At 38.3% G+C, this 21,663-nt stretch carries 19 protein-coding genes; 5 read left to right on the forward strand and 14 right to left on the reverse strand.

Annotated elements, in window-relative coordinates; all coding sequences use genetic code 11:
* Position 1 precedes the first annotated feature (1 nt).
* The 3 genes from murB to ACG59Z_RS00405 form a co-directional block, all read right to left on the reverse strand.
* Positions 2 to 1,036, reverse strand: a complete 1,035-nt coding sequence (gene murB / locus ACG59Z_RS00395) for a UDP-N-acetylmuramate dehydrogenase (protein WP_400197339.1) — start codon at positions 1,034 to 1,036, stop codon at positions 2 to 4.
* A 19-nt stretch (positions 1,037 to 1,055) separates the two neighbouring features.
* Entirely contained in the window at positions 1,056 to 1,559 is a 504-nt protein-coding gene (locus tag ACG59Z_RS00400) for a low molecular weight protein-tyrosine-phosphatase (RefSeq protein ID WP_263613939.1), read from the reverse strand.
* Between the two features lie 293 nt (positions 1,560 to 1,852).
* Positions 1,853 to 2,089: a 4-oxalocrotonate tautomerase family protein gene (locus tag ACG59Z_RS00405; RefSeq protein ID WP_400197341.1), complete on the reverse strand. Its 237-nt coding sequence runs from the start codon at positions 2,087 to 2,089 to the stop codon at positions 1,853 to 1,855.
* Positions 2,090 to 2,151: 62 nt separating this feature from the next.
* Here ACG59Z_RS00405 and ACG59Z_RS00410 point away from each other — a divergent pair, with 62 nt between their 5' ends.
* Positions 2,152 to 2,625: a winged helix-turn-helix transcriptional regulator gene (locus ACG59Z_RS00410; RefSeq protein WP_400197343.1), complete on the forward strand. Its 474-nt coding sequence runs from the start codon at positions 2,152 to 2,154 to the stop codon at positions 2,623 to 2,625.
* Between the two features lie 199 nt (positions 2,626 to 2,824).
* Here the strand turns inward: ACG59Z_RS00410 and ACG59Z_RS00415 are convergent, their stop codons facing one another.
* Positions 2,825 to 3,370: a cysteine hydrolase family protein gene (locus tag ACG59Z_RS00415; RefSeq protein WP_400198008.1), complete on the reverse strand. Its 546-nt coding sequence runs from the start codon at positions 3,368 to 3,370 to the stop codon at positions 2,825 to 2,827.
* Positions 3,371 to 3,649: 279 nt separating this feature from the next.
* Positions 3,650 to 4,009 (reverse strand): YcgJ family protein, encoded by a 360-nt coding sequence (locus ACG59Z_RS00420; protein ID WP_400197344.1) that lies wholly within the window; start codon positions 4,007 to 4,009, stop codon positions 3,650 to 3,652.
* A gap of 299 nt (positions 4,010 to 4,308) precedes the next feature.
* Between ACG59Z_RS00420 and ACG59Z_RS00425 the strand changes: the two genes are divergently transcribed.
* On the forward strand, positions 4,309 to 5,466 hold the full coding sequence (locus tag ACG59Z_RS00425) for an iron-containing alcohol dehydrogenase (RefSeq protein ID WP_400197345.1): 1,158 nt from the start codon (positions 4,309 to 4,311) through the stop codon (positions 5,464 to 5,466).
* A complete protein-coding gene (locus ACG59Z_RS00430) occupies positions 5,466 to 5,900 on the forward strand; it encodes an acyl-CoA thioesterase (protein WP_400197346.1) in 435 nt (144 codons plus the stop codon). The genes ACG59Z_RS00425 and ACG59Z_RS00430 overlap by 1 nt, the downstream gene beginning before the upstream one ends.
* Positions 5,901 to 5,946: 46 nt before the next feature.
* On the opposite strand, the gene ACG59Z_RS00435 is transcribed toward ACG59Z_RS00430, so the two are convergent.
* The 5 genes from ACG59Z_RS00435 to amvA all read right to left on the reverse strand — a co-directional run bounded on the left by ACG59Z_RS00435 (position 5,947) and on the right by amvA (position 14,904).
* A complete protein-coding gene (locus ACG59Z_RS00435; protein ID WP_400197348.1) occupies positions 5,947 to 8,175 on the reverse strand; it encodes a phosphocholine-specific phospholipase C in 2,229 nt (742 codons plus the stop codon).
* 324 nt (positions 8,176 to 8,499) lie between these two features.
* Complete coding sequence (locus ACG59Z_RS00440) at positions 8,500 to 10,608, reverse strand: DNA polymerase III subunit gamma/tau (RefSeq protein ID WP_400197350.1); 2,109 nt, start codon at positions 10,606 to 10,608, stop codon at positions 8,500 to 8,502.
* Positions 10,609 to 10,732: 124 nt separating this feature from the next.
* On the reverse strand, positions 10,733 to 11,365 hold the full coding sequence (gene cpaB, locus ACG59Z_RS00445) for a metalloprotease secretion chaperone CpaB (RefSeq protein ID WP_400197352.1): 633 nt from the start codon (positions 11,363 to 11,365) through the stop codon (positions 10,733 to 10,735).
* 21 nt (positions 11,366 to 11,386) lie between these two features.
* Entirely contained in the window at positions 11,387 to 13,168 is a 1,782-nt protein-coding gene (gene cpaA, locus ACG59Z_RS00450) for a metalloendopeptidase CpaA (RefSeq protein WP_400197354.1), read from the reverse strand.
* Between the two features lie 257 nt (positions 13,169 to 13,425).
* Positions 13,426 to 14,904, reverse strand: coding sequence for a multidrug efflux MFS transporter AmvA (amvA, locus tag ACG59Z_RS00455; RefSeq protein WP_400197356.1), 1,479 nt, complete (start codon positions 14,902 to 14,904; stop codon positions 13,426 to 13,428).
* 125 nt (positions 14,905 to 15,029) lie between these two features.
* On the opposite strand from amvA, the gene ACG59Z_RS00460 reads away from it, so the two are divergent.
* On the forward strand, positions 15,030 to 15,608 hold the full coding sequence (locus tag ACG59Z_RS00460; protein WP_400197357.1) for a TetR family transcriptional regulator: 579 nt from the start codon (positions 15,030 to 15,032) through the stop codon (positions 15,606 to 15,608).
* 53 nt (positions 15,609 to 15,661) lie between these two features.
* Here ACG59Z_RS00460 and ACG59Z_RS00465 read toward each other — a convergent pair whose 3' ends face one another.
* From ACG59Z_RS00465 to ACG59Z_RS00475, 3 genes are all read right to left on the reverse strand, one after another.
* Positions 15,662 to 16,921 carry a serine hydrolase domain-containing protein gene (locus ACG59Z_RS00465; protein ID WP_400197359.1) on the reverse strand — a complete coding sequence of 420 codons (1,260 nt, stop codon included), beginning with the start codon at positions 16,919 to 16,921 and terminating at the stop codon, positions 15,662 to 15,664.
* 71 nt (positions 16,922 to 16,992) lie between these two features.
* Positions 16,993 to 17,847, reverse strand: a complete 855-nt coding sequence (locus ACG59Z_RS00470; RefSeq protein WP_400197361.1) for a MaoC/PaaZ C-terminal domain-containing protein — start codon at positions 17,845 to 17,847, stop codon at positions 16,993 to 16,995.
* A gap of 74 nt (positions 17,848 to 17,921) precedes the next feature.
* Positions 17,922 to 19,313 (reverse strand): 3-oxoacyl-ACP reductase, encoded by a 1,392-nt coding sequence (locus ACG59Z_RS00475; RefSeq protein WP_400197363.1) that lies wholly within the window; start codon positions 19,311 to 19,313, stop codon positions 17,922 to 17,924.
* A gap of 235 nt (positions 19,314 to 19,548) precedes the next feature.
* Between ACG59Z_RS00475 and ACG59Z_RS00480 the strand changes: the two genes are divergently transcribed.
* Positions 19,549 to 21,120 carry an acetyl-CoA C-acetyltransferase gene (locus tag ACG59Z_RS00480; RefSeq protein ID WP_400197365.1) on the forward strand — a complete coding sequence of 524 codons (1,572 nt, stop codon included), beginning with the start codon at positions 19,549 to 19,551 and terminating at the stop codon, positions 21,118 to 21,120.
* 60 nt (positions 21,121 to 21,180) lie between these two features.
* Here the strand turns inward: ACG59Z_RS00480 and aceI are convergent, their stop codons facing one another.
* Positions 21,181 to 21,615: a chlorhexidine efflux PACE transporter AceI gene (gene aceI, locus ACG59Z_RS00485; protein ID WP_005135057.1), complete on the reverse strand. Its 435-nt coding sequence runs from the start codon at positions 21,613 to 21,615 to the stop codon at positions 21,181 to 21,183.
* Between the last annotated feature and the right edge of the window lie 48 nt (positions 21,616 to 21,663).

The following is a 21,663-nucleotide window of genomic DNA, read 5'->3' on the forward strand; positions in this document are numbered from 1 at the left end:
CCTATTCCGTATGATTTTCAATTAAACCTAAACTGTTATAAAGCACAGGCTCTGGTTCTAACATAACATGGAACCGCTGATCAACATCATGTTGTACAGCTTGATAAGTTTTCTTTACATCAGCAAGAGATGCATTGGCATAATTCACCAAAACCAACGCTTGTTTGTGAAACATCCCCACTACACCAAGTTGTTTACCTTTCCAACCTGCTTGATCAATTAACCAGCCCGCTGCAATTTTAACGTTGCCATCGGCTTGAGGATAATGTGGAATTGTTGAAAATTGTGTGATTAAGCGTTCAAATTCTTGAGCACTTACAATCGGATTTTTAAAGAAACTTCCTACATTTGGATATTCTTTAGGATCGGGTAATTTACTTTGGCGAATATGGATAACCTGATTTTGTAAATTCTCGGCAGTTAGGTTGTCTCCAACCGCTTGCTTTAAATCACCATAATTCAGCTTCAAATGAGCTTGTTTGAGTAATTTAAAGGTAACATGCGTAATGATATAACGCGTCGGATCATCTTTAAAAATACTATGTCTATAAGAAAAATGACAATCAGCCGCCAAAATTGATTGGGTCTCTTTAGATTTACGGTCATAGACTTGTACTGACTCAATAAACTCTCCAACCTCAACACCATAAGCACCAATGTTCTGTACAGGTGAAGCACCGACTAGGCCCGGAATAAGGGCTAAATTTTGCAAGCCAAACCAGTTTTGCTGTGTGCTATATAAAACAAAATCGTGCCACACTTGCCCTGCACCTACTTTGACACGAACAAAATCCTGATCTTCAGATAAAACTTCTATACCCTGAATATCAAGATGAATGACTAACGCATTAATTTGCTGCGGTAGCAACATATTACTACCGCCAGATAATACAAGTACATTTAGCTCATGCGCTTTAGCAAAATCTAAAGCTTCTTTAATGTCTTCAACAGACGTGATCTTAGTATAATGAGAAGCTGTTACATCTAAACTTAAAGTATTGAATGGTTTAAGCTGTACTTGATTTTGAATTTGCATTGTATTGATAAACCTATTCTTAAACATTCAATTGTTTTTTTAAGACATTAATCCATGCCAGAGTACTTGATTCACATTGATCAAGTACGCGCTCAAAGCCATCATCGCCGCCATAGTAAGGATCAGGCAAAGCTTGTTTTGGATATTGAGGATCATGTTCACTCATTAATGCTACTTTTGCTCGAATTTGATGGCTACCAAATTGAAAGATAGCGCTTTGTAGCAAATCATGAATATCTTCAAAGTTCTGATGATCCATTGCCAAAATCAAATCAAAATCTAAAAAGTCTTGAGTTGAAAGTTGTCTGGCACGTAAAGATGATAAGTCATAGCCTCTTTTCTTCGCATGCAGTTGGCTACGCTGATCTGGTGCTTTATTTGGATGATAATTGCTCGTTCCAGCTGAATCGACAATCACATTAAGTTGATGTTTATCACAATAATGTCTGAAAACAACTTCAGCCGTGGGAGAACGGCAGATATTTCCTAAACAGACACATAACACCTTATACTGCGTTTCCATTAGAAATTTATTCCAACCACTTGAATTACATATGAATAAGTATTTTGCACGTAAAATCTTGCAAAACCCTGACTAAACTATCAATTGTTGTCAGGTTTGAGTTGACCATTGTGACAAGTTGCATTTTGTCAAAACTCAGATGGCTTGAAAAGGAAAATAATGTTTATCAATAGATTAAAAGTTGATAAATCAGCCGACAAAGTAGCTAAATTTGTATTTTTATTTTCATTAGATATGCCAAACATATTTTAAGCAAAACTATGCTCAATTATAAAAGCCCTACTCATAGGGCTTTAAATAAAACACTTAGATGCAGTCATTAGCTCAATCATTTCCTTTGTTGGCCTTAAGCTGCCTAATTGCCACTGTTCAGGTGGATATTCATCAATTCTTATCCAAACATGCTCTCGAAAAGCCGGATTACCCTTACCCTCTATTTCTACAAATAAGTCTGTTATCCGTTTAAAAAGTTCAGCCTTACTGTCTTTATCGAGTAAACCTTCTATAGTTTGTATATTTATAAATGGCATAATGCTACCTGAATTAATACTAGGTCTAAATTATAGACCCATCCTAATTGGAGCTTTCTCTAATGTCAAATCAAATTATTCCAGACCATAAATTTCCCGTAGATGTATGTGGAATCTTTAAAATTACTGAAATATTGAATGACAGATGGACAATCCTCTTGTTAAGAGAAGCTTTCTATGGGGTAACAAAATTTAATGATTTTTTAGTAAATACAGGAATATCAAAACAAATTTTATCTAATCGCCTCAAACATCTTATTGAATTAGAAATATTTGAGTTATCAATTTATAAAGAAGTAGGTGTACGAAAACGCAAAGAATACTTACTTACCAAAAAAGGTAAAAGCCTAAATATTGTTTTGCTTGCTATGCTTGAGTCTGGTGGTAATTTTATTGAAGCAGATCGGGATGTTGTTAAAGTTTTTAAGAAAAATTCAGATGATGAACTCAAATTAAAACTTGTTGATTCATCTAATCAAGTCATAGATCTTAATAATCTGGAATTGAAACTAACTCATCGCGTCAATAAGAAATAAATTGTATATCTTGCTTTTTCTTATGTTAAAACTTCATCGAAAGACTTTTACAGATAAAATAAAAAAGCCTACTCTTTCAAGTAGGCTTCCCCTTATGACTTTGCGCTGATCATTAAGGTTTATTGTTGTTTAAGGCAACATCTCAATTTTACAGAAATACTTAACAATTAAAACCCTACCAATCGCTAATAGTCATTATTTAATACAGAAACTCTTCAGTAGTTTTTACATTGGCAAAAGCATTACTAAAAACTTGGTTGTGATGATCAATTATGTGCTGTGCATCTAAAGTTATAGAATCAGATGTTGTATGAGCATCCGAGATTAAAGTTACTTTATATCCAAACTCTGAAGCAGCTCTAATAGTCGTATCTATACAATATTCCGTTTTCATCCCAGTCACTATGATTTCATCAATACCAAGTTTCTCTAAAACTTCTTTTAAGTCAGTATTCTTGAAGCTACTCGGGTATCTTTTCTCAATGACAATATCTTTATCTGAATTAAGAGATAAATCTGCGATCAACTGAGTATTTGGGCTATTTGAATCTAAGGGCGTATCTTTCTCGCCAACATGACGGACAAAAATAATTTGCTTGCTATTCGAGCGATGATGTTCAATCAGCTTGAGAATATTTGAAAGTATGAGTTGATGGTTATATGGCGTCGACTTTGCTCTGAATAGACCATTTTGCATATCAATGACGAGTAAAGCTGATTTTGAGTTATTACTTAAGTCCACAATCTTTCTCTGTAAAAACCAATAATGAGCAGAGAAAAATAAACCCAGCCATTATTGGCTGGGTTGGGGTATCTTATTAAGTCGCTCTAATAAAAAAATCACACGCAGCCTTTTTTAAAGGTCGTGGTGGTGGTATTGATTTTTTTTAGTAAACAGTTCATGAGTTAAACTTGCTCATCATTAAAGCGTAATTAAACATAGCATAATTTTTTCTTAAAACACAAAATTTTTGTCTTTTAAGTTATTGATCGTTTTAGACAAACCTTATTTAATACAGAAAAATCATTTATTTTTAAATAACTTATCAGTCAAATTTCTATCAATTTTGCTACGATGACCGTTCTCGAAATATCGGTCTACATGACATAGTTTTGTTTTGGTATCACAGAACACACCATTTGAAAGTGTAAATGCTGAAGTATCAAAATCGCCTTGAGAGAATGCTTTATTCGCTTTATAAGTGCCTAAGTATTTAGCTGTAAGTTTTTTAGAGATGCCCTTTTTGTCTGCGCAAATGTATTTGTCACAAATGACACCCTTTTGAGGTGAATATACGCCAGAGTTGGTTTTTGCCATCGCTGCGGAGCTAAGCATGAAGCAAGTGCATCCAATAACACTAAGTAAAGTTTTAGAAATTTTCATTTTTTAGAACCGAATAAAATTATAAATTGTTAAGACATTATATAAATTAGAAGCTAGCCAGAAAATCTATAGAGCCCTATAAATAACAAAAAGCCCACCGTTCAATGGCTTCTTAAATAACTTGTGCATCGCCTGAATATCCGATTTCGAGCACATAAAAACAGTGCTCATCTTATACAACACTCAACATAATTGCCCCAGAACTACTTTATTTTAAAGTGTCTTATGCTAAGTTATTTAAAGATTGAATCTTATAGAACCGTTCAACAATAATTTTCAAGAATAAGGAAATAACGTATATGAGCCATTTTCAATTTCAAACCGTTCCAAACATCATCTCTGGCTTAGGCTCTATACAAGAATTACAAAATGCTTTGTCATCAAAAGCTTACCGCAAGTTATTACTGGTCACCGATGCAGGAATGATCAAAAATCAGTTACATCTACCCATTCTTCAAATTTTAGATACACTCAATATTGAATATGACATTTATGCTGATGTGCAAGCTGACCCACCAGAACAAGTCGTATTAGATGCAGCCAATTATGCGAAACAGCAAAATGTAGATGCTATTATTGGTTTTGGTGGTGGCAGTTCTTTAGATGTTGCAAAAGTTATTGCTTTACTCGCTCACTCTGACCAGACTCAAAGTTTGCAAGACATGTATGGCGTAAACCAAGTCACCACAGCTCGCCTTCCGCTTATTTTAATTCCAACGACAGCCGGTACGGGTTCGGAAGTAACACCTATCTCCATTGTCACCACGGGTGAAACGACAAAAATGGGGATTGTCTCTCCAGTACTGTACGCCGACACTGCAATTCTTGATGCTACCTTTACTCAAAACTTGCCGGCGCATATTACTGCTGCAACAGGTATTGATGCGATGGTGCATGCCATTGAGGCATATACCTCTAAACACAAGAAGAATATATACACCGATATTTTAGCTAAAAATGCTTTGAAGTTACTAAACCATAACTTACCGAAAGTTCTTAAAGATGGTAATGATTTAGAAGCACGTCAAAACATGCTGTTCGGCTCAATGCTCGCAGGTCAAGCGTTTGCAAACTCGCCTGTTGCCGCTGTACATGCTTTAGCTTACCCATTGGGCGGTCATTTTCATTTATCGCATGGGCATACCAATGCCTTAGTGTTGGTTGAAGTATTAAAGTTTAATGCACCAAATGCAAAAAAATACTATGCAGAGCTTATGCAATGGCTTGATCCATATAGTAATGGCAGCACAGATGGCTTGTGTGATCTGTTTATTGACCATATGCAGAACCACTTAGACCGTAGTGGCTTGACCTTAAAACTTAGAGACTTGGGTATTAATGAGTCGAGCTTACCTAGACTTGCTCAAGATGCCATGCTGCAAACTCGCTTACTACAAAATAACCCACGTGACATGACAGAAGCCGCTGCTTTAGCAATTTATCAGGCGATTCATTAATGACTAAACCAGTTTTAAAAACCCGAGATCAATTTAAGTTCTTTTTAGATATTCAAACGCGTTGGGCAGATAACGATATTTATGGTCATGTGAATAACGTGACTTACTATAGCTACTTTGATACAGCAGCCAATGCTTTGCTCATTCAAAAAACAGGTTTTGATATTCATGAAGCAAAATCAATTGGCTTAGTCGTTGATTCAGCGTGTAGCTTTTTTCAAGAGTTATCATTTCCAGAAATTATTCAAGTAGGTGTTGCGATTGGTAAAATCGGTACGACTTCCCTACGTTATGAATTGGCAATCTTTAAGCAAGGTCAAGATCAAGCCTCAGCTCAAGGACATTTTGTGCATGTGTTTGTTGATCGCGAAACGCGTAAGACTGTACCCATTTCTGAGTCAGTTCGTGAAGCTTTAGAAAGTTATTTATTATAAAAATGGGGCAAAAAGAAAATGATCTGTTCTTTTTGCCCACCTAAACTTACATCATTGCGGGATCACTAAAAGAGTCTTCACCCGTTTCGACTCGACCAGCAAAACGTCGGTAATAATATGGATCACTCTGACTGGTGATTTCAAAATCATACCAATGCCCGACGTCAGCCAAAGCCCAATGTTGCTTAACAAGCTGTCCCACTTTTACGGTAAGTTGTAAAGGTGCATCTTGTCGATATGCACAAGGTTTTACCGTCAATATTGCATCCTTAGTACCATCATTCATGAGTTCGATATAAACATCACCATTGGCAATGTCATAGCACACACGAATTTCAGGTTTAACGCCACTATCAATAATACGTTGAGTATCCCCTTTAAAATGACGATGGTAGCCATTTGGACCAAGTACCCATAGGTCATAACGGCCTAAGTTATCTTTTAAAACATCCCATTCATCATCTAGTGTTTTATTCGGCTCGACAATATACCGCTTTGGAATACGGTCTAAGTTAAGTTTGTCATAAACATGAAAAACCGCTGCTTGCGTACCTGTATTAGAAAAAATCAATTGCACTTTACCATCAGTACTACAACGTGCACTGGTATGTAACTCATAAGGTAGCGCACGCGACAGACGTATGCCACTTTGCTGAATTGGTAATTTAATGTCTGTTGGTACGGGAACAGCTGGTAGAGCTTCCTGATTTTCTCTTAACTCATCTGCTTGCACACGTGTTTGTTTACCATTCAGCTGCGGTAAAACATCTGCATTTGGTGTTTTAAAGTTAAATGCACTAGTTAAATCGCCACACACCGCACGGCGGTATGGACTAATATTCGGCTCTTTCACACCGAAACGTTTTTCTAAAAACATGAGCACGGAAGTATGATCAAAAACTTGTGAGTTGACCCAGCCACCACGGCTCCATGGAGAAATCACATATAAAGGAACACGCGGGCCCGGACCATAAACACGTCCATCAGGTGTAGGCTGAGAATGGCTTCCTTCAGGCGCAGCATGATCAAAATATTCATCCTGCATATCGGCACTACTTAATGTCGATTTACCAGCGTATTGACCATTTGCAAGTCGAGATGGCACAGATGGTGACGGTACATGGTCAAAGTAACCATCATTTTCATCGAAGTTAATAAGCAGTGCTGTTTTACTCCAGACTTCTGGCACAGCAGTTAATGCATCAATAATTTCTTGAATAAACCATGCCCCTTGAACTGGACTTGAAGGATCTGGATGTTCACAGTAAATTGATGGCGCATTAATCCAAGAGACTTGCGGTAATTTACCCTCACGAATGTCTCTTTTAAAAGCGTCAAGGTATTCTTCAGGTTTATTGCCCGGTAGTGTATTGGCAATGCCTTTATAGAGTGGGTTTTTGGCATTATCCGTAGCAGAGTCATAGGCTTTATACGGTAGTTTTTGGCCCGTATCGGCATACGGTTTATTCGGTTCGCCACCACTTGCAACTGGATAACCAGATGCAATATTTGCCTTTCTAAACGTACGAAATGCTCCAAGTATGTTATCGCCCCATTCATCTGGCATATTTTGATAACAAATCCAGCTTACCCCTGCTTCTTCTAAACGCTCAGCATAAGTCTTCCATGTATAACCGCGATCTGCTGTAGCGGGATTACCATCAATCCAGTCCCATTCATTATTTACAAATGAACGCTTGGTCGGTGTTGCCCCATTGGTACCGGTTAAATGAAAAGATCGGTTTGCGTCGGTTCCAGTATGCATGGAACAATGATAGGCATCACAAATCGTAAAGGCATTGGCAAGCGCAAACTGATATGGAATTTCTTTTTCTTTAAAGTAGCCCATGGATATATCAGTCTTATGAGTTGGCCAGTTCGCCATACGCCCATTATCCCATGCCAACTGACTATCGTTCCATGTATGCGGTGTGCCATCTGCACGCTGTGCATTATTGGCTGTACCGTCTAAATGAAAAGGCGTTAGAACTTGCCCATTACGTCTAAGCTGTTCCCAAACCTTACGACCATTTGGCAAAGGAACTGTAAAGCGGTCAGCAAAACCTCGAACGCCTTTTAACGTACCAAAGTAATGATCAAAAGATCGATTTTCCTGCATTAAAATAATAACGTGCTCAATATCTTGAATGGTACCCGTTTTATTATTTGCAGGAATGGCTAAAGCCTTTTGAATACTAGATGGGAAAGCTGCCAATGCCGCAGCACCAAAACCCATATTTAAAGAGTAATTTAAAAATTTACGACGTGTAATCATGATCAGGTTCTTTTTATTATTTAAGTTTAAGGAGCACAGCGCATTACAGGCTTTTTACCTGTCTCTGGTGTATTTGAATTATCATTTGATGAGTCGTTACAACCACTCAGCAGAATGGCGCCGATTAATAAAAAATAAGAATATTTAAAGGAAGGTGTTCCTGTGCATTGCCTTTTCATGACGATATATAGTCCATTTAAAATCTAAAATGGCTAACATAGAAAAGTACAATGACAGTGGCGTGACTTGAATATTTCAATCCAGTGAAAAATATGAAAATTCTATTATTTCCACATTTCTCACCAGATCAAAATTTATGTAAATTTAAGGCTTTAATTGAATATTTTGGAGTTCGCCATCAAAAGTATCAATCAGGCTTTTTATAACGGGTTGTTGCTGTAATAGCTCTGTCGCTCTATGGAAAGCTTTTTCTTTACGAATGCTTTGCATGACATACGGTGTAGATGTATTAACTGCACCATACTCAACCGTAAATTGTGTATTTGGCCACTGCTCTTTTAATGCATCAATGAGTCCCTGCTGTAACTGGGTCAACATATTTTCATATTCTTGAGGAATATGGAAAACCGTGTTACCACCAATTTCTCCAGTCATTACACCATGTTGAGCAAGTTCTTGGACGGCTGGAGAAAGCTGGCTGTTTCTAAACCAGTATTCCCATTTTTCAAGTGTCCACTCACCTTCCAAAACTTGAGCAGAAAGCTTCAAAATATCCTGAGGCATCAACTGCCCGTTATCAATTGCGCTAGATTCTTTTACAGCTGTAACAGTTTCAACAACCACTTCGGGTTGTACCAATGGTTGCTGCTCAATAAGAGGCTCAGAAACCAAGTCATGAGTTACAGGCGCATCCTGACCAAGAGAAAATTCAGCAGCGCTAGATGCTTCAAATAAACCTTGCGGCTCAGCAGTAAAAACTGGTTCTGGTTCAATTTGTTTGGCTTGGTTTTCAGCCTGAACGTGTACTGCCTTTTGTTCTGGCACGGGAATAAAATCTTCTTCCAGAACACTAACGGTCTCTTGAACAACTGCTGACTCAAGCCCAATCAGCTCATGATGATTTGGATCAAATACCATTAGATCCTGATTAGACTGAGGTTCAGGTTCAGGTTCAGGTTCAGGTTCAGGTTCAGGTTCAGGTTCAGGTTCAGGTTCAGGTTCAGGTTCAGGTTCAGGTTCAACCATAGCGGGTTGGCTAATAACTTCAACAGGCTGAACAGCACTCACAGGAGTAACCTCTTGAGCTATTGGCTGAGCTTGCGAATTTAAACCTATTTCTGCTTGTCCATTTTGTTGAACAGGCTCTGAAACTAAAATTTCATTTGGTGCTAAAGGACGGAATGCCAATAAGCGTAAAATACACATTTCAAAACCTTGCTCTTGCGTCACAGCAAGTTGCAAGTCTGAACGGCCTTTACATGCGATTTGGTAATAAAGCTGCAAATCTTGAGCAGAAATTAGCTTAGACAGTTGCATAATTTTGCGATTGATTTCATCGCTATATTTCAAACTCAAATCAGGTAGATATTGCAAAATTGCCAATTCATGCAATGTTGAAATCAACTGATCAAGCACCAGTGAAACATCTAGCGCTTGATGTCTAAATTGCAATAAAAGCTGACTAACTTTCTCACGTTGGTTTTGATGAACCGCTAAAATCAAATCATAAATAATTGTACGGTCAATCAAGCCAAGCATTTCTTTAACATCTTGATGATGTACAGCACCCTGTCCATAAGCAATGGCTTGGTCAGTTAAAGATAACGCATCACGCAGTGAACCTTGAGCAGATTCAGCAATTTGCCAAATTGCATCCTGATCAGCAGTAATTTGCTCTTTTTCAAGAATAGCGCCAAGGTGCTTGGTAATTTCATCTACAGCTAAAGGTCGTAAAGTAAATTGCAAACAACGTGAAATGACCGTAATCGGTAGCTTTTGTGGGTCAGTCGTAGCAAACAGAAACTTAACGTGTTCTGGTGGTTCTTCTAGTGTTTTTAATAACGCATTAAAGGAATGCGTAGAAAGCATATGTACTTCGTCAATCAGGTAAACTTTAAAACGACCTTGCGTTGGCGCATAAGGAACGTTGTCTAAAAGTTCACGTGTATCTTCTACTTTTGTTCTTGAAGCAGCATCAATTTCAATCAGGTCAATAAAACGGCCTTCGTTTACCGCCTTACACGTTGCACAAACCTCACATGGTGTAGAAGTCACACCTGTTTCACAGTTCAAACACTTGGCTAAAATACGTGCGATTGTAGTTTTACCTACACCACGCGTTCCTGTAAATAAATAAGCATGGTGAAGACGACCGCGTTCCAATGCACTACTTAATGCACGAGAAACATGGTTTTGTCCCACTAACTCATTGAAATTACGTGGACGGTATTTTCTAGCAAGTACTTGATACATGTATGCTCCTTGTTACAGGCATAAGCATACTTTGTTTTTAAAAGAGTGTGAACGCATAAAGCTCATATCCGTACAGATAAACTGCGAACCACACTCTTTTTCAAAGCCAGAAGCGTTTATTTGTCTACGGATGATCATGGTGTAACTCCTGATCTGTAACACCCTCATCCATGGTTTGTACCAACCCGACACCATCTTTAATTTCAGCCGAATAATTTCCTTTCTCGGTAAAAATCTGCATGATCGTATAATGGTCTTTTTGACTTTGAGTAATCGTAAAGAAATTCTGATTCGGATCGCCCTGATCAAATTTTCCAGTCCATCGAACAATATCTTGATCAACAGGTTCGATCTCTACAATTTTACCCGTGCGATTAATGCCATATTCCAACATTTTAAAATTAACAGTGTCACCCACTTTTTTAAGCTCAATCACATTTGGATCATATTTAATGACCATACCTTTCGCATTTTTAAGTAGCGGAAAATTAACATTAGAAGGAAGCTGATCTTTTTCTATTTCATTAAAAACAATTTGTTGCTGAGATAATTTTTCCTTTTCTGACGGGCTCAAATTCAGCATATTTTGACGGACCAAACCATTTTGATTATCTGCTACTTTTGGCCCAGACTCTTGCCGACTTTCTAAAGACGATGTTAAAGCAGAAGAGCTTTGCTGTGAAAAGGCAAACCAGATTAAAACTGCTAACGCCACACAAGCGATAGCAGTTCCTATTAACAATTTATTTTTCTTCATTATTTACAGCTAAAATAGAGATTAGTTATATAGAGAAATTTTCTGTGCGTTCAGGTTAATGACACTGACAGCATCAATTTTTCCTTCTTCACCTAAACGTACACCATATTTAGGGTTATATAGATACGGGCTAGAATAAAAATTAATATTATTACCTCCCATTGCGGTACTTCCTAACGGATGAGCAAAGCCTGAGCCAATATTGGTTGAACCATTATGGTACAGGCCAAGATTGTGCCCGACTTCATGGCGCATAGCGGCAAAAGAACAACCTGCAATATCATTTGCACCAATCATGTTATATGCAGAAGCATTGATCCAAGCCCAACCACAGCCACCATCGCCCGGCTCATTACCTTGATAATAAACACCGTCTGCCAATACACGTTTACGCTCATTCTGTACCGTCGTGTCATCTCGTCCAGTCGAGATCGCTTCTTTTAAAGTGGCTGCAGGGATTTTATAAGTTAAATAGCCCACATCTCTTAAGTAAAAATGCGCATTTGAATTTTCAGCGGTTAAGTTTGTTAGATTTACGCCTTCAATCATTCTAAGTTTTGCAGCGCTCTCTCCTAAAATTGCATTTACTTCTGGACTAGAAACTAACAACATATCAATTGTATAACTATCTACTGTCCAGCCTTGAGCAGTGTAAATAAAACGGCGATTTTCACCATTTTTAATTGCTGTCGACAAACCATTAGCAGCATTAATATAGGTGTCTGCCGATGCATTCGACACAATAACCACCTTATCCCCGACTTGAGCTTGAGCGGGTAGCTGCAAAGTCGGCTGCCAATTTGATGTAGACAGTTTTACCTTTAAAGTGGGCTGAGTCATATTCGGTAAAGTTGCAGGGATTGTTGCCGTTGAATCAATCACCTTTGTTGGTGAAGAGATCAGCTGCCAATAGCCTTTATCACTTACATACATAAACTCATATTGATCGCCTGTTTTAAGCGTTAAAGTCGCTTGGCTATTAACATTGGTATTATTAATCTTTGCTGACCAAGTCGCTGTAGACTTGATAATAACTCTATCTCGATCACTTGCAGTGGTAGGCAAAGTGAAATTCGAAACCCAGTTTCCATCTCCAAATGAAACTTCCGTTAGTGGGCTATTTACTGCTGCTAAAGATGTTCCGATTTGCTGAACATTTAGCTTCTGAGGTTTTATATATTCTGGAACCCATTTTCCTAAAGCAGAATAATATTTAAACCAATATTCAGAGCCATTTTTTAATGTAAAACTGCTCGGGAATAGTAAATTTGTTTTATCAATCTCTGAGCTTGCACTTGCTGTAGAAACAATTTGTACGGTTGTTCCGTCACGCACATCACTTGGTAATGCAATCGTTTGTGCCCATTTATTGTCTTCAATGAGTACTTTTTGCATTGATGCGGTTGTTAAAGGTACAACCTCATAGTTAGTACCATTGGTAGGACTAACCGTCGCTAACTGAGCGATCCATTTATTTTGACTGCTATTAAAGATAAATTGATAAACATCGCCACTATTTATCTTCAATACCTCTAACGGAATATTTGTATTAGAAGTATCTAAATAACTACTATAAGCGGCACTAGAACGAACTGTAATCTTGTCCGAATTATTAGCACTTACCGGTAAAGAGAGATTTTTGACCCAATTCCCATTTGCTAAAGAAAATTCTAAATCCGAATAACCAGATGGTATTGATCCACTATTATTATTCTGATTTGGTGAAAGTACAGTTGCGGCATATACAAGTGAAGACGCAACAATTGCTCCAATAATGAGTGATGTTTTTAATTTAAAATTCACAGCAGCCTCTTTTATTTGTTTTTAGATTTTCGAATAGCAGGTTAACAAACCATTTTTTTATAGTCAATTTTCGATCAACTCATTTTTCATTAAATTTCAATTACATGAATATTGAATCATTTTGAAATAAAAACATGAAATTTATTAAAGAATGGGTTGTTTATGAGAATTAAATAACTAAATTTATTATAAAGAAAATATTAAAAAAGACATTTGAGGGTAAAAAGAAAGATAAATCTCTCTTTTTACCCTTTATTTTAGTTTACTTTCTTAGGAAAGCTAAACCAGACAAATACAGTTAAAAGGAAGAAACAAATAGCTGAAATAGTGAGTACCCAACTATGCGCATAGCTAAAAGCTTGCTGAGCAACTGCAATTAATTGCCCTCCCAAAGGGCTTTCAAGGTTAGAAGCTAATTGCATGGTTTCACCAATCGAGATACTCGCTTTTTCAATTAAGTTCAATGGAAGCTCTGCTGGTAAAATAATTGAGCGGCTATAAAACCAAGACAACATTAACCCAAAAATAGCGACGCCTAAACCAGCTCCAAGTTCATAGGCCATACCTTCAATCGCACCTGCTGCACTTGCTTTTTGTGGTGGAACAGATGACATAATCGCAGCAGTTGAAGCCAGTAAGGCAATCTCAATACTAAAGCCTAAAAAGACCATACACGTCCACGCTAAAAAGTGATCGGTCGAAAAGTTAAGCTGGGCAAGCCCCCATAAACTGAGTGCACTAATTAAAATTCCTAAACTCGATACAAGTCTAAGCCCCCACTTATTCAAGCAAATACCAGCTAATGGACCACCTAAACTAATTGCAATCATGAATGGAATAATAAACATGGCTGCCTGTAATGGAGAAAACCCATGCACAAACTGCAACTCTTGAGATAAGAGTAATTCGAATCCAACCAAAGCAATCATGGAAACAACTGCCATCACAATGCTGGTAGAAATCACTGGATGTTTAAACAATTCCAGATCAATCATTGGCGTGGTCGTTCTTTTTTGGCTTCGAATGAAGTGAATTAAAGTACTAATACCCACCACAAACATCACAACCGTAAGCATCGAGAAGTTATACATCGCCGATTTGATTGAATAGATCAGGCTTAAAATTGCCACGACTAAAATTAAAGCTTGCCCTAAGTTAATTGGCTGATCAGTTTTCTCTTGTTGTTTTGGAATGATCATCGTGATCATGACTAGAACGACTAAAATAATCGGAATGTTAATGAGGAATACAGCTCCCCAATGGAAGTGTTCTAGTACAAAACCACCAACCAATGGACCAAAAGCTGCTCCGCCACCACCTACTGTAGACCAAAGACCGAGTGCAAAATTTCTCTGCTTTTCTTCGGTAAAGGCATTACGAATGCCCGATAAAGTGGCAGGAATAAGCATCGCTGCCCCTAAACCTAAAACAGCACGGGAAGCAATTAACGCGTAAGCTGTTGAAGAAAAAGCCGCAGCTAAGGAACCGACTCCAAAAATTGCAGTTCCAATAAATAATAATTTTTTAAAGCCAATACGATCACCAAGTGCACCCATCGGCAAAATCAAACCCGCCATAATCAGTGAATAGATATCAATAACCCATAAAAGCTGATTGGCAGTTAAATTCAATGCTGCACTTAAAGATGGTGTTGCAACATGCATCACCGTTGCATCAATCGTAACCGGTAAATAAATAAGGACGATAATTGTCAGGATTAACCATTTTTTTTGCATAACGCTCTTCAATATCCAAAACTTGGACATGTGTTCAAATCATGGTTATTATATACACAATTGGACACTTGTCCAACTTTTAGTTTTAATGTAATTTGTGTCGAATTCAGTCAGGTGAAAGAAACATGGCCTATCTTAATCGCGATCAACGCAGAGAAATGATTCTGCAAGCTGCCATGCAAGTTGCTTTGGCTGAAGGTTTTACAGCCATGACGGTACGCCGAATCGCAACAGAAGCACAAACATCAACTGGACAAGTTCACCACCACTTTTCTTCAGCATCTCATTTAAAAGCTGAAGCTTTTTTAAAGCTCATGGAACAACTTGATGAAATTGAACAAGCCCTAAAAACCACTAGCCAATTTCAAAGGCTATTCATTTTGTTAGGTGCAGAAAATATCGACAGACTTCAGCCTTATTTACGATTATGGAATGAGGCTGAACTCTTGATTGAACAAGATGCGGAAATACGAAAGGCGTATAACCTTGCCATGCAGAGTTGGCATGAATCTATTGTGCAAGCAATTGAATGTGGCAAGAAAGAAGGTGAATTTAAAAATACATCTAATTCAACAGACATAGCTTGGCGGCTCATTGCCTTTGTATGTGGATTAGAAGGTATTTATCAACTTGGTTTACAAGGTTTAGCTGAAGAAGACTTTAAGCGTCATACCGAAGCAATTATTTGTTTAGAATTATTATAAATATTGAAGCTGGCATTTATTAAAAACACCAGCATTTATTGATTATATAAAACTTAGAACCAGCCTTTACGTCCTTTTAAAACTTGATCGGTGCACCGTAAAGCTTCTTGAGTAAGCCCCCACAAACGGTAATCGCCCGTGATTGAACCAATCTGGAAGTTATGTGTATAAGCAAAGCTAAGATCACGCTCAGGGTCACACCATGCGCCTGAACCATTGTAACCAATATGCCCAAAGCCATTTTTAGCGCGTTTACCCATGGTAATAATACGGTGATAGCCTAAACGCCAATTCATCGGAATTGGCATAACACGATCACGTGCATAACTTTGGATGGTGCTGAGCTCTTTAAATATTTCTGGGCGAATGAGTTGCTGTCCATCCCATTCGCCTTTATTTGCTAGCATCGCATAAATTTTAGCAAGACTATTCGCAGTAAATGTACCGTTTGCTGCCGGAATAACGGCTTGCAATCCTTCATCACTAAAGAAACTAAAATGCTTCATTCCTTTTGGAATCATGGCATCCTGAAAATCTTGCGGGTCCTGCCCAGTCCACGTAATCATTTTTTCAGAAAGTGAACTTTTCCGCGGCTGAGGTTTGTTAGGTTTTTCAGCTTGAGTAGGTGCTGGTTTTTCTGATTTTGGTTGAATAATTAACCGTGCTACTCGATCCAATTCGCTTGCAGGTGTACCAAAATAAGCACCGTCTAACTGCAAAGGTTCAACAAGATATTTTTGCATGAGTTGATCTAAAGATTGACCAGTTGCTTTTTCAAGCACGCCACCGACAAGCCAACCAAATGTTAAGGCTTGATAAGCATTGACCTGTCCTGCAAGGAATCTTGGCTTAGTGGCTGCCATGACATCTAACATATGTGGCCAGTCGAGCATTTCCCTCGCACTTTCGATGATATTTCGAATATCAAACATACCACTTTGATGACTCAGCACATGGCGTAAAGTCATTTGCTCTTTACCATTTTGAGCAAACTCAGGCCAATAGGTCGCAATCGGTTTATCGTATTCTAAAAAACCTTCACTGACTAAAATATGCGCTAAGGTTGCAAGTACGCCTTTACCAGTAGAATAGCAAACTGCCAAAGTATCGGGTTGCCAAGCTTCAGTTTGTGATTTGAGACCTGTATAGATATCTACAACTTTCTGGCCTCTAAAATAAACCGCTAATGCAGCTCCACCTTGTCCTGTTCTAGCATCTTGAAGACGGCTAAATTGGTGAGCTAAATCAATAAAACGTTCATCTAAAATACCGTGATAGTTATGGGTATCGGCCAGTAAAATTTCTTTAATCACATGAAGTTCCTTGCATTTTTTGTTATTTTGCTCAAAAGCAGCCCAAACCTCTGTTCAGGCTGCTGATATTTTTATAATGCTTTTACTGTTCCTGCAACATGCGGTTTTTTCGATTTTGCATTACGAATCAAAAAGTCAGTCTTTTTGTCTGTATTAGCAGTTAAAAACTCAACTTTTGATGGTAAGAACATTGGTAGCTTAAACCACACATCTGCTTCATAAGCATTAGGTAATTCAAGGTTCGCTAGCGCTTTAGCCTTGCTCCACATACCATGTGCAATTGCTTGCTTAAAGCCAAATGCTTTTGCTGTAATGGCATGAATATGAATTAAGTTAAAATCACCAGACACTTTCGCGTAACAGCGGCCTGTGTTTTCTAAAATATCCCACTCTGCTTTTGGAACATAAGCTGGCGCTTGTTCTTCTTTGGCTTTCTCACCTACTCTTTTCTCGACTTTTTGGCGAGATAAATAAGTCGTTAAACCTTCCATCACTACTTCATTGCCAACTTTTGCCGTAGTAATAAAGTCAAACTGAACACCTTTATCATGCGGTTTTAGTTCCCCAAATTTACATGACAGAGTGAGTTTTTCAGTTACACCAATTGGTCTGGTTTGTTTAATCTGGTTACGGATATGGACTAAACCTAAAATTGGAAATGGAAAGGCTTCTGCTGTCATCATGTGCATTTGTAAACTTTGAGAAAGCACAGCCAAATAAATTGCCGGTACAAAACCATTATTTTGGAAGCCACATACTTCGTTATAAGCTTTGAGATGGCTCTGATCAATTTCAAGACGGTCTACCACATATTCAACTTGTGGCAAGATTTTTGGCCCCTGAGGCTTTTTAAAAATTAAGCCTTGTACTACTTTTGGATAAGCCAATGCCGCTTTTGGTAGTTGGCTAAAATGACGAGTATTCATACCTAACCTTTTATAATTTATAGATTCTTGAATAAAAAAGGGATGCTCAAGCACCCCTATTTAGCTAAGAGTGCTTAAGCGCCCAATAAGCTTTGACCACACACACGTACAACGTTGCCATTTACACCTGTAGAAGCAGTTGATGCAAACCATGCAATTGTTTCCGCTACATCAACAGGTAAACCACCTTGTTGCATTGAATTCATACGGCGACCAGCTTCACGAATTGCAAATGGAATTGCCGCCGTCATTTGAGTTTCGATAAAGCCAGGTGCTACTGCATTAATGGTAATACCACTTTTTAAGATAGGCGCAGTAAATTTCACTAGACCAATCACACCAGCTTTTGACGCAGCATAGTTTGTTTGACCAAGGTTACCAGCAATACCACTAATTGATGATACACAAACAATGCGACCATTTGCATTTAGACCATCGTTTTCTAACAAGTAGTCATTTACACGTTCAGCAGCAGACAAGTTAATGTTAATTACTAAGTCCCAAAGCTCTGGCTTCATGTTTGCCAAAGTTTTGTCACGAGTAATACCTGCGTTATGAACGATAATATCTAAACCGCCTTGTTTTGCCGCAGCAGTTTTGATTTTTTCGCCAGCATCAGCAGCCGTAATATCAATTGCCAATGTAGAACCACCAATGTCAGCAGCTACACGGTCAAGGTCAGCTTGTTGTTGTGGTACGTCTAAACAAATAACATGAGCACCATCACGTGCCAACACATGTGCAATTGCTTCACCAATACCGCGGCTTGCACCAGTTACTAACGCAGTTTTTCCAGCAAGCGGTTTTGCCCAATCAACATCAACTACATCTGCTTTAGATACACGAATTACTTGACCAGACACATAAGCTGAACGTGGAGAAAGTAAGAAACGTAATGTTGATTCAAGGTTTGCAGTAGCACCTTCGTCTACATAAACAACTTGAGCAGTAATACCCTTTTTAAACTCTTTACCTACAGATTTGATAAAGCCTTCAAGTGCACGCTGAGCAATCGCCTGTTTTACAGTTTTTGCAGTTTCAGGAGTTGTACCAATCACAATTACACGACCAGAAGTTGCAACTTGACGTGCAATCGGATTAAAGAATTTATAAAGTTCGTTTAACTGTTCTGAGTTTTGAATACCAGACGCATCGAATACAACTGCTTTGAATTTTGATTCTTTGTCGCCTGCATTGAATGGGCGTAAATTTAAACCAACTTTTGCAGCTTCTTGCTGTAATGCAACATTATTGCCTACATAGCTGTCAGCATGAATATTGCTAAGTACTTGTGCAATCTCACCAGACAATACACTTGACGGCGCTGCGCCAACCAATACTGCACCATTCACTACTGGCTGAGCACTTTCAAAACGCTCTAATGCAACTGGCGATGGTAAACCCAAATTTTTAACAACGAATTTACCAATAGGAGATTGTGTAAATGCTTGGTATTGATCAGTCATGATTATTATCTCTCAAAGAAATGAATTTTCTACGACAGGCTTCATTATGTTATGAGATGGACAGAAACAATATGAAATCAGTCGTTCATTAGAGTTACTCCAAATCATACTTGAGTTCATCTTTGGATGTCTTGACCTGAATGCTATCTACAATGTCATTCTAGTCAATACAGGTCTATTTGAATTGTGTTAAGGTAGCTTACAAGAATATCGTTATTATGCTTGGAAAAGCCTTATGAGCAAAACAACTCAAGAAAATCCAGCAGTCGAGAATTCTGCTCAGGAAAAAGTGTCAAATACATCAAAGTCGGCTTCTAACACGGCTAAGCGTAACAGCACTACTCCTAAAGCAGCAACTAATACTCCAAAAACGACACGTACTCGTTCAACGACTGCACCTGCACGTAGCCCTCGTAATAAGAGCGCTGCTACAGCAACCCCATCTACATCTTCTAATAATGTAGTTGCAGCACCAAAAGCAACAAAAACCAAAACTTCTGTTCAACAGGATAAAACCATGAGCCAAAACACTGTTCGCCGCGTTGCAATTATTGGTGGCAACCGTATTCCATTTGCACGTTCAAATACTGCTTATTTTAAAGCGTCTAATTCTGACATGCTGACAGCAGCATTGAATGGTTTGGTTGAGCGCTTTAACTTACAAGGTAAGCGTATTGGTGAAGTCGTTGCGGGTGCTGTTTTAAAACATAGCCGTGACTTCAACATGACTCGTGAAGTTGTATTGAGCACAGATCTTGCTCCTGAAACTCCTGCTTATGACATTCAAATTGCTTGTGGTACAGGTTTACAAGCAGCTTTTGTTGTTGCAAACAAAATTGCACTTGGTCAAATCGATGTAGGTATTGCAGGTGGCGTAGATACAACTTCTGACGCACCGATTGCTGTAGGTGATGGTTTACGTAAAGTTTTACTTGAGCTTAATGTTGCTAAAACAGGTAAAGACCGTCTTAAAGCTTTAACAAAGATTGATTTTAAAAAGCTTCTTGATGCTCCAAGCAATGGTGAACCACGTACTGGCCTTTCAATGGGTGAGCACCAAGCAATCACTGCATTAGAATGGGGTATCACTCGTGAAGCACAAGACGAGCTAGCTGCAAGCAGCCATCAAAAACTTGCTGCTGCTTATGACCGTGGTTTCTTTGATGACTTAATGACTCCATTCTTAGGTCTTAACCGTGACAACAACTTACGTCCTGATAGTACAGTTGAAAAACTTGCTAAGTTAAAACCAGTTTTCGGTAAAGGCGAAACTGCAACAATGACAGCAGGTAACTCAACTCCGTTAACTGATGGTGCTTCTGTGGTATTGCTTGCTTCTGAAGAATGGGCAAAAGAAAACGGTCATGAAGTTTTAGCTTACCTTTCTTTCTCTGAAACAGCAGCTGTTGACTTCATTGGCAAAAATGGTCCTAAAGAAGGTTTATTAATGGCTCCTGCTTATGCAGTACCTCGTATGCTTAAGCGCGCTAACCTTAAACTTCAAGATTTTGATTTCTACGAAATTCATGAAGCATTTGCATCTCAAGTGTTATCTACATTGAAAGCTTGGGAAGACGAAAAATTCTGTAAAGAACGTCTTGGTCTAGATGCACCTTTAGGTTCAATCGATCGCTCTAAACTTAACGTAAATGGTTCATCTTTAGGTGCAGGCCATCCATTTGCTGCAACAGGTGGTCGTATCTTGGCTACTGCTGCTAAATTGATTAATGAAAAAGGTTCAGGCCGCGCATTAATCTCGATCTGTACAGCAGGTGGGGAAGGCGTTGTAGCAATCGTAGAGAAATAATTTTACGATTCACCTAAAAAAGCACCCTGATGGGTGCTTTTTTACTTTAACTACTTAATTTTAATGAAGTGATGCTGCTTTGGCATTTGGGAAAAACTTATCTTCAATATGGTCATAGCACCACTGGAAAATAAAGGTATAAACCAAAATACATAAGGTTAAGCCAATATCTAAAATAAATGCATCAATCACAGTCATCTGCATCATATATGCAATCATTGGAACAGTCGCAATCAGCAAACCACCCTCAAAACCAATTGCATGTAAAATCCGCACAGGGATCGTTCTTTCCCAATTATATTTATGCTCTACTTTTTCGAAATAGTGGTTAAAAATCATATTCCAGAAAACTGAAACCACTGCCATAAACACACCGAGTGTTCCGGTCACTTCCATCGGCATGTTAAAAATAAAACTTAATGCAATCGCAATGATGACCAATAAAATTCCTTCATAACTGATTGCATGAATGAGTCTTCTCTTGGAAATCAACATTTTTAAATACTCAATAATTACTTGGATAATGTGCATTTTATTTTTATA

It is taken from the genome of Acinetobacter sp. ABJ_C1_1, from assembly GCF_044684115.1.
In the GTDB taxonomy this organism is placed as follows: domain Bacteria; phylum Pseudomonadota; class Gammaproteobacteria; order Pseudomonadales; family Moraxellaceae; genus Acinetobacter; species Acinetobacter nosocomialis_A.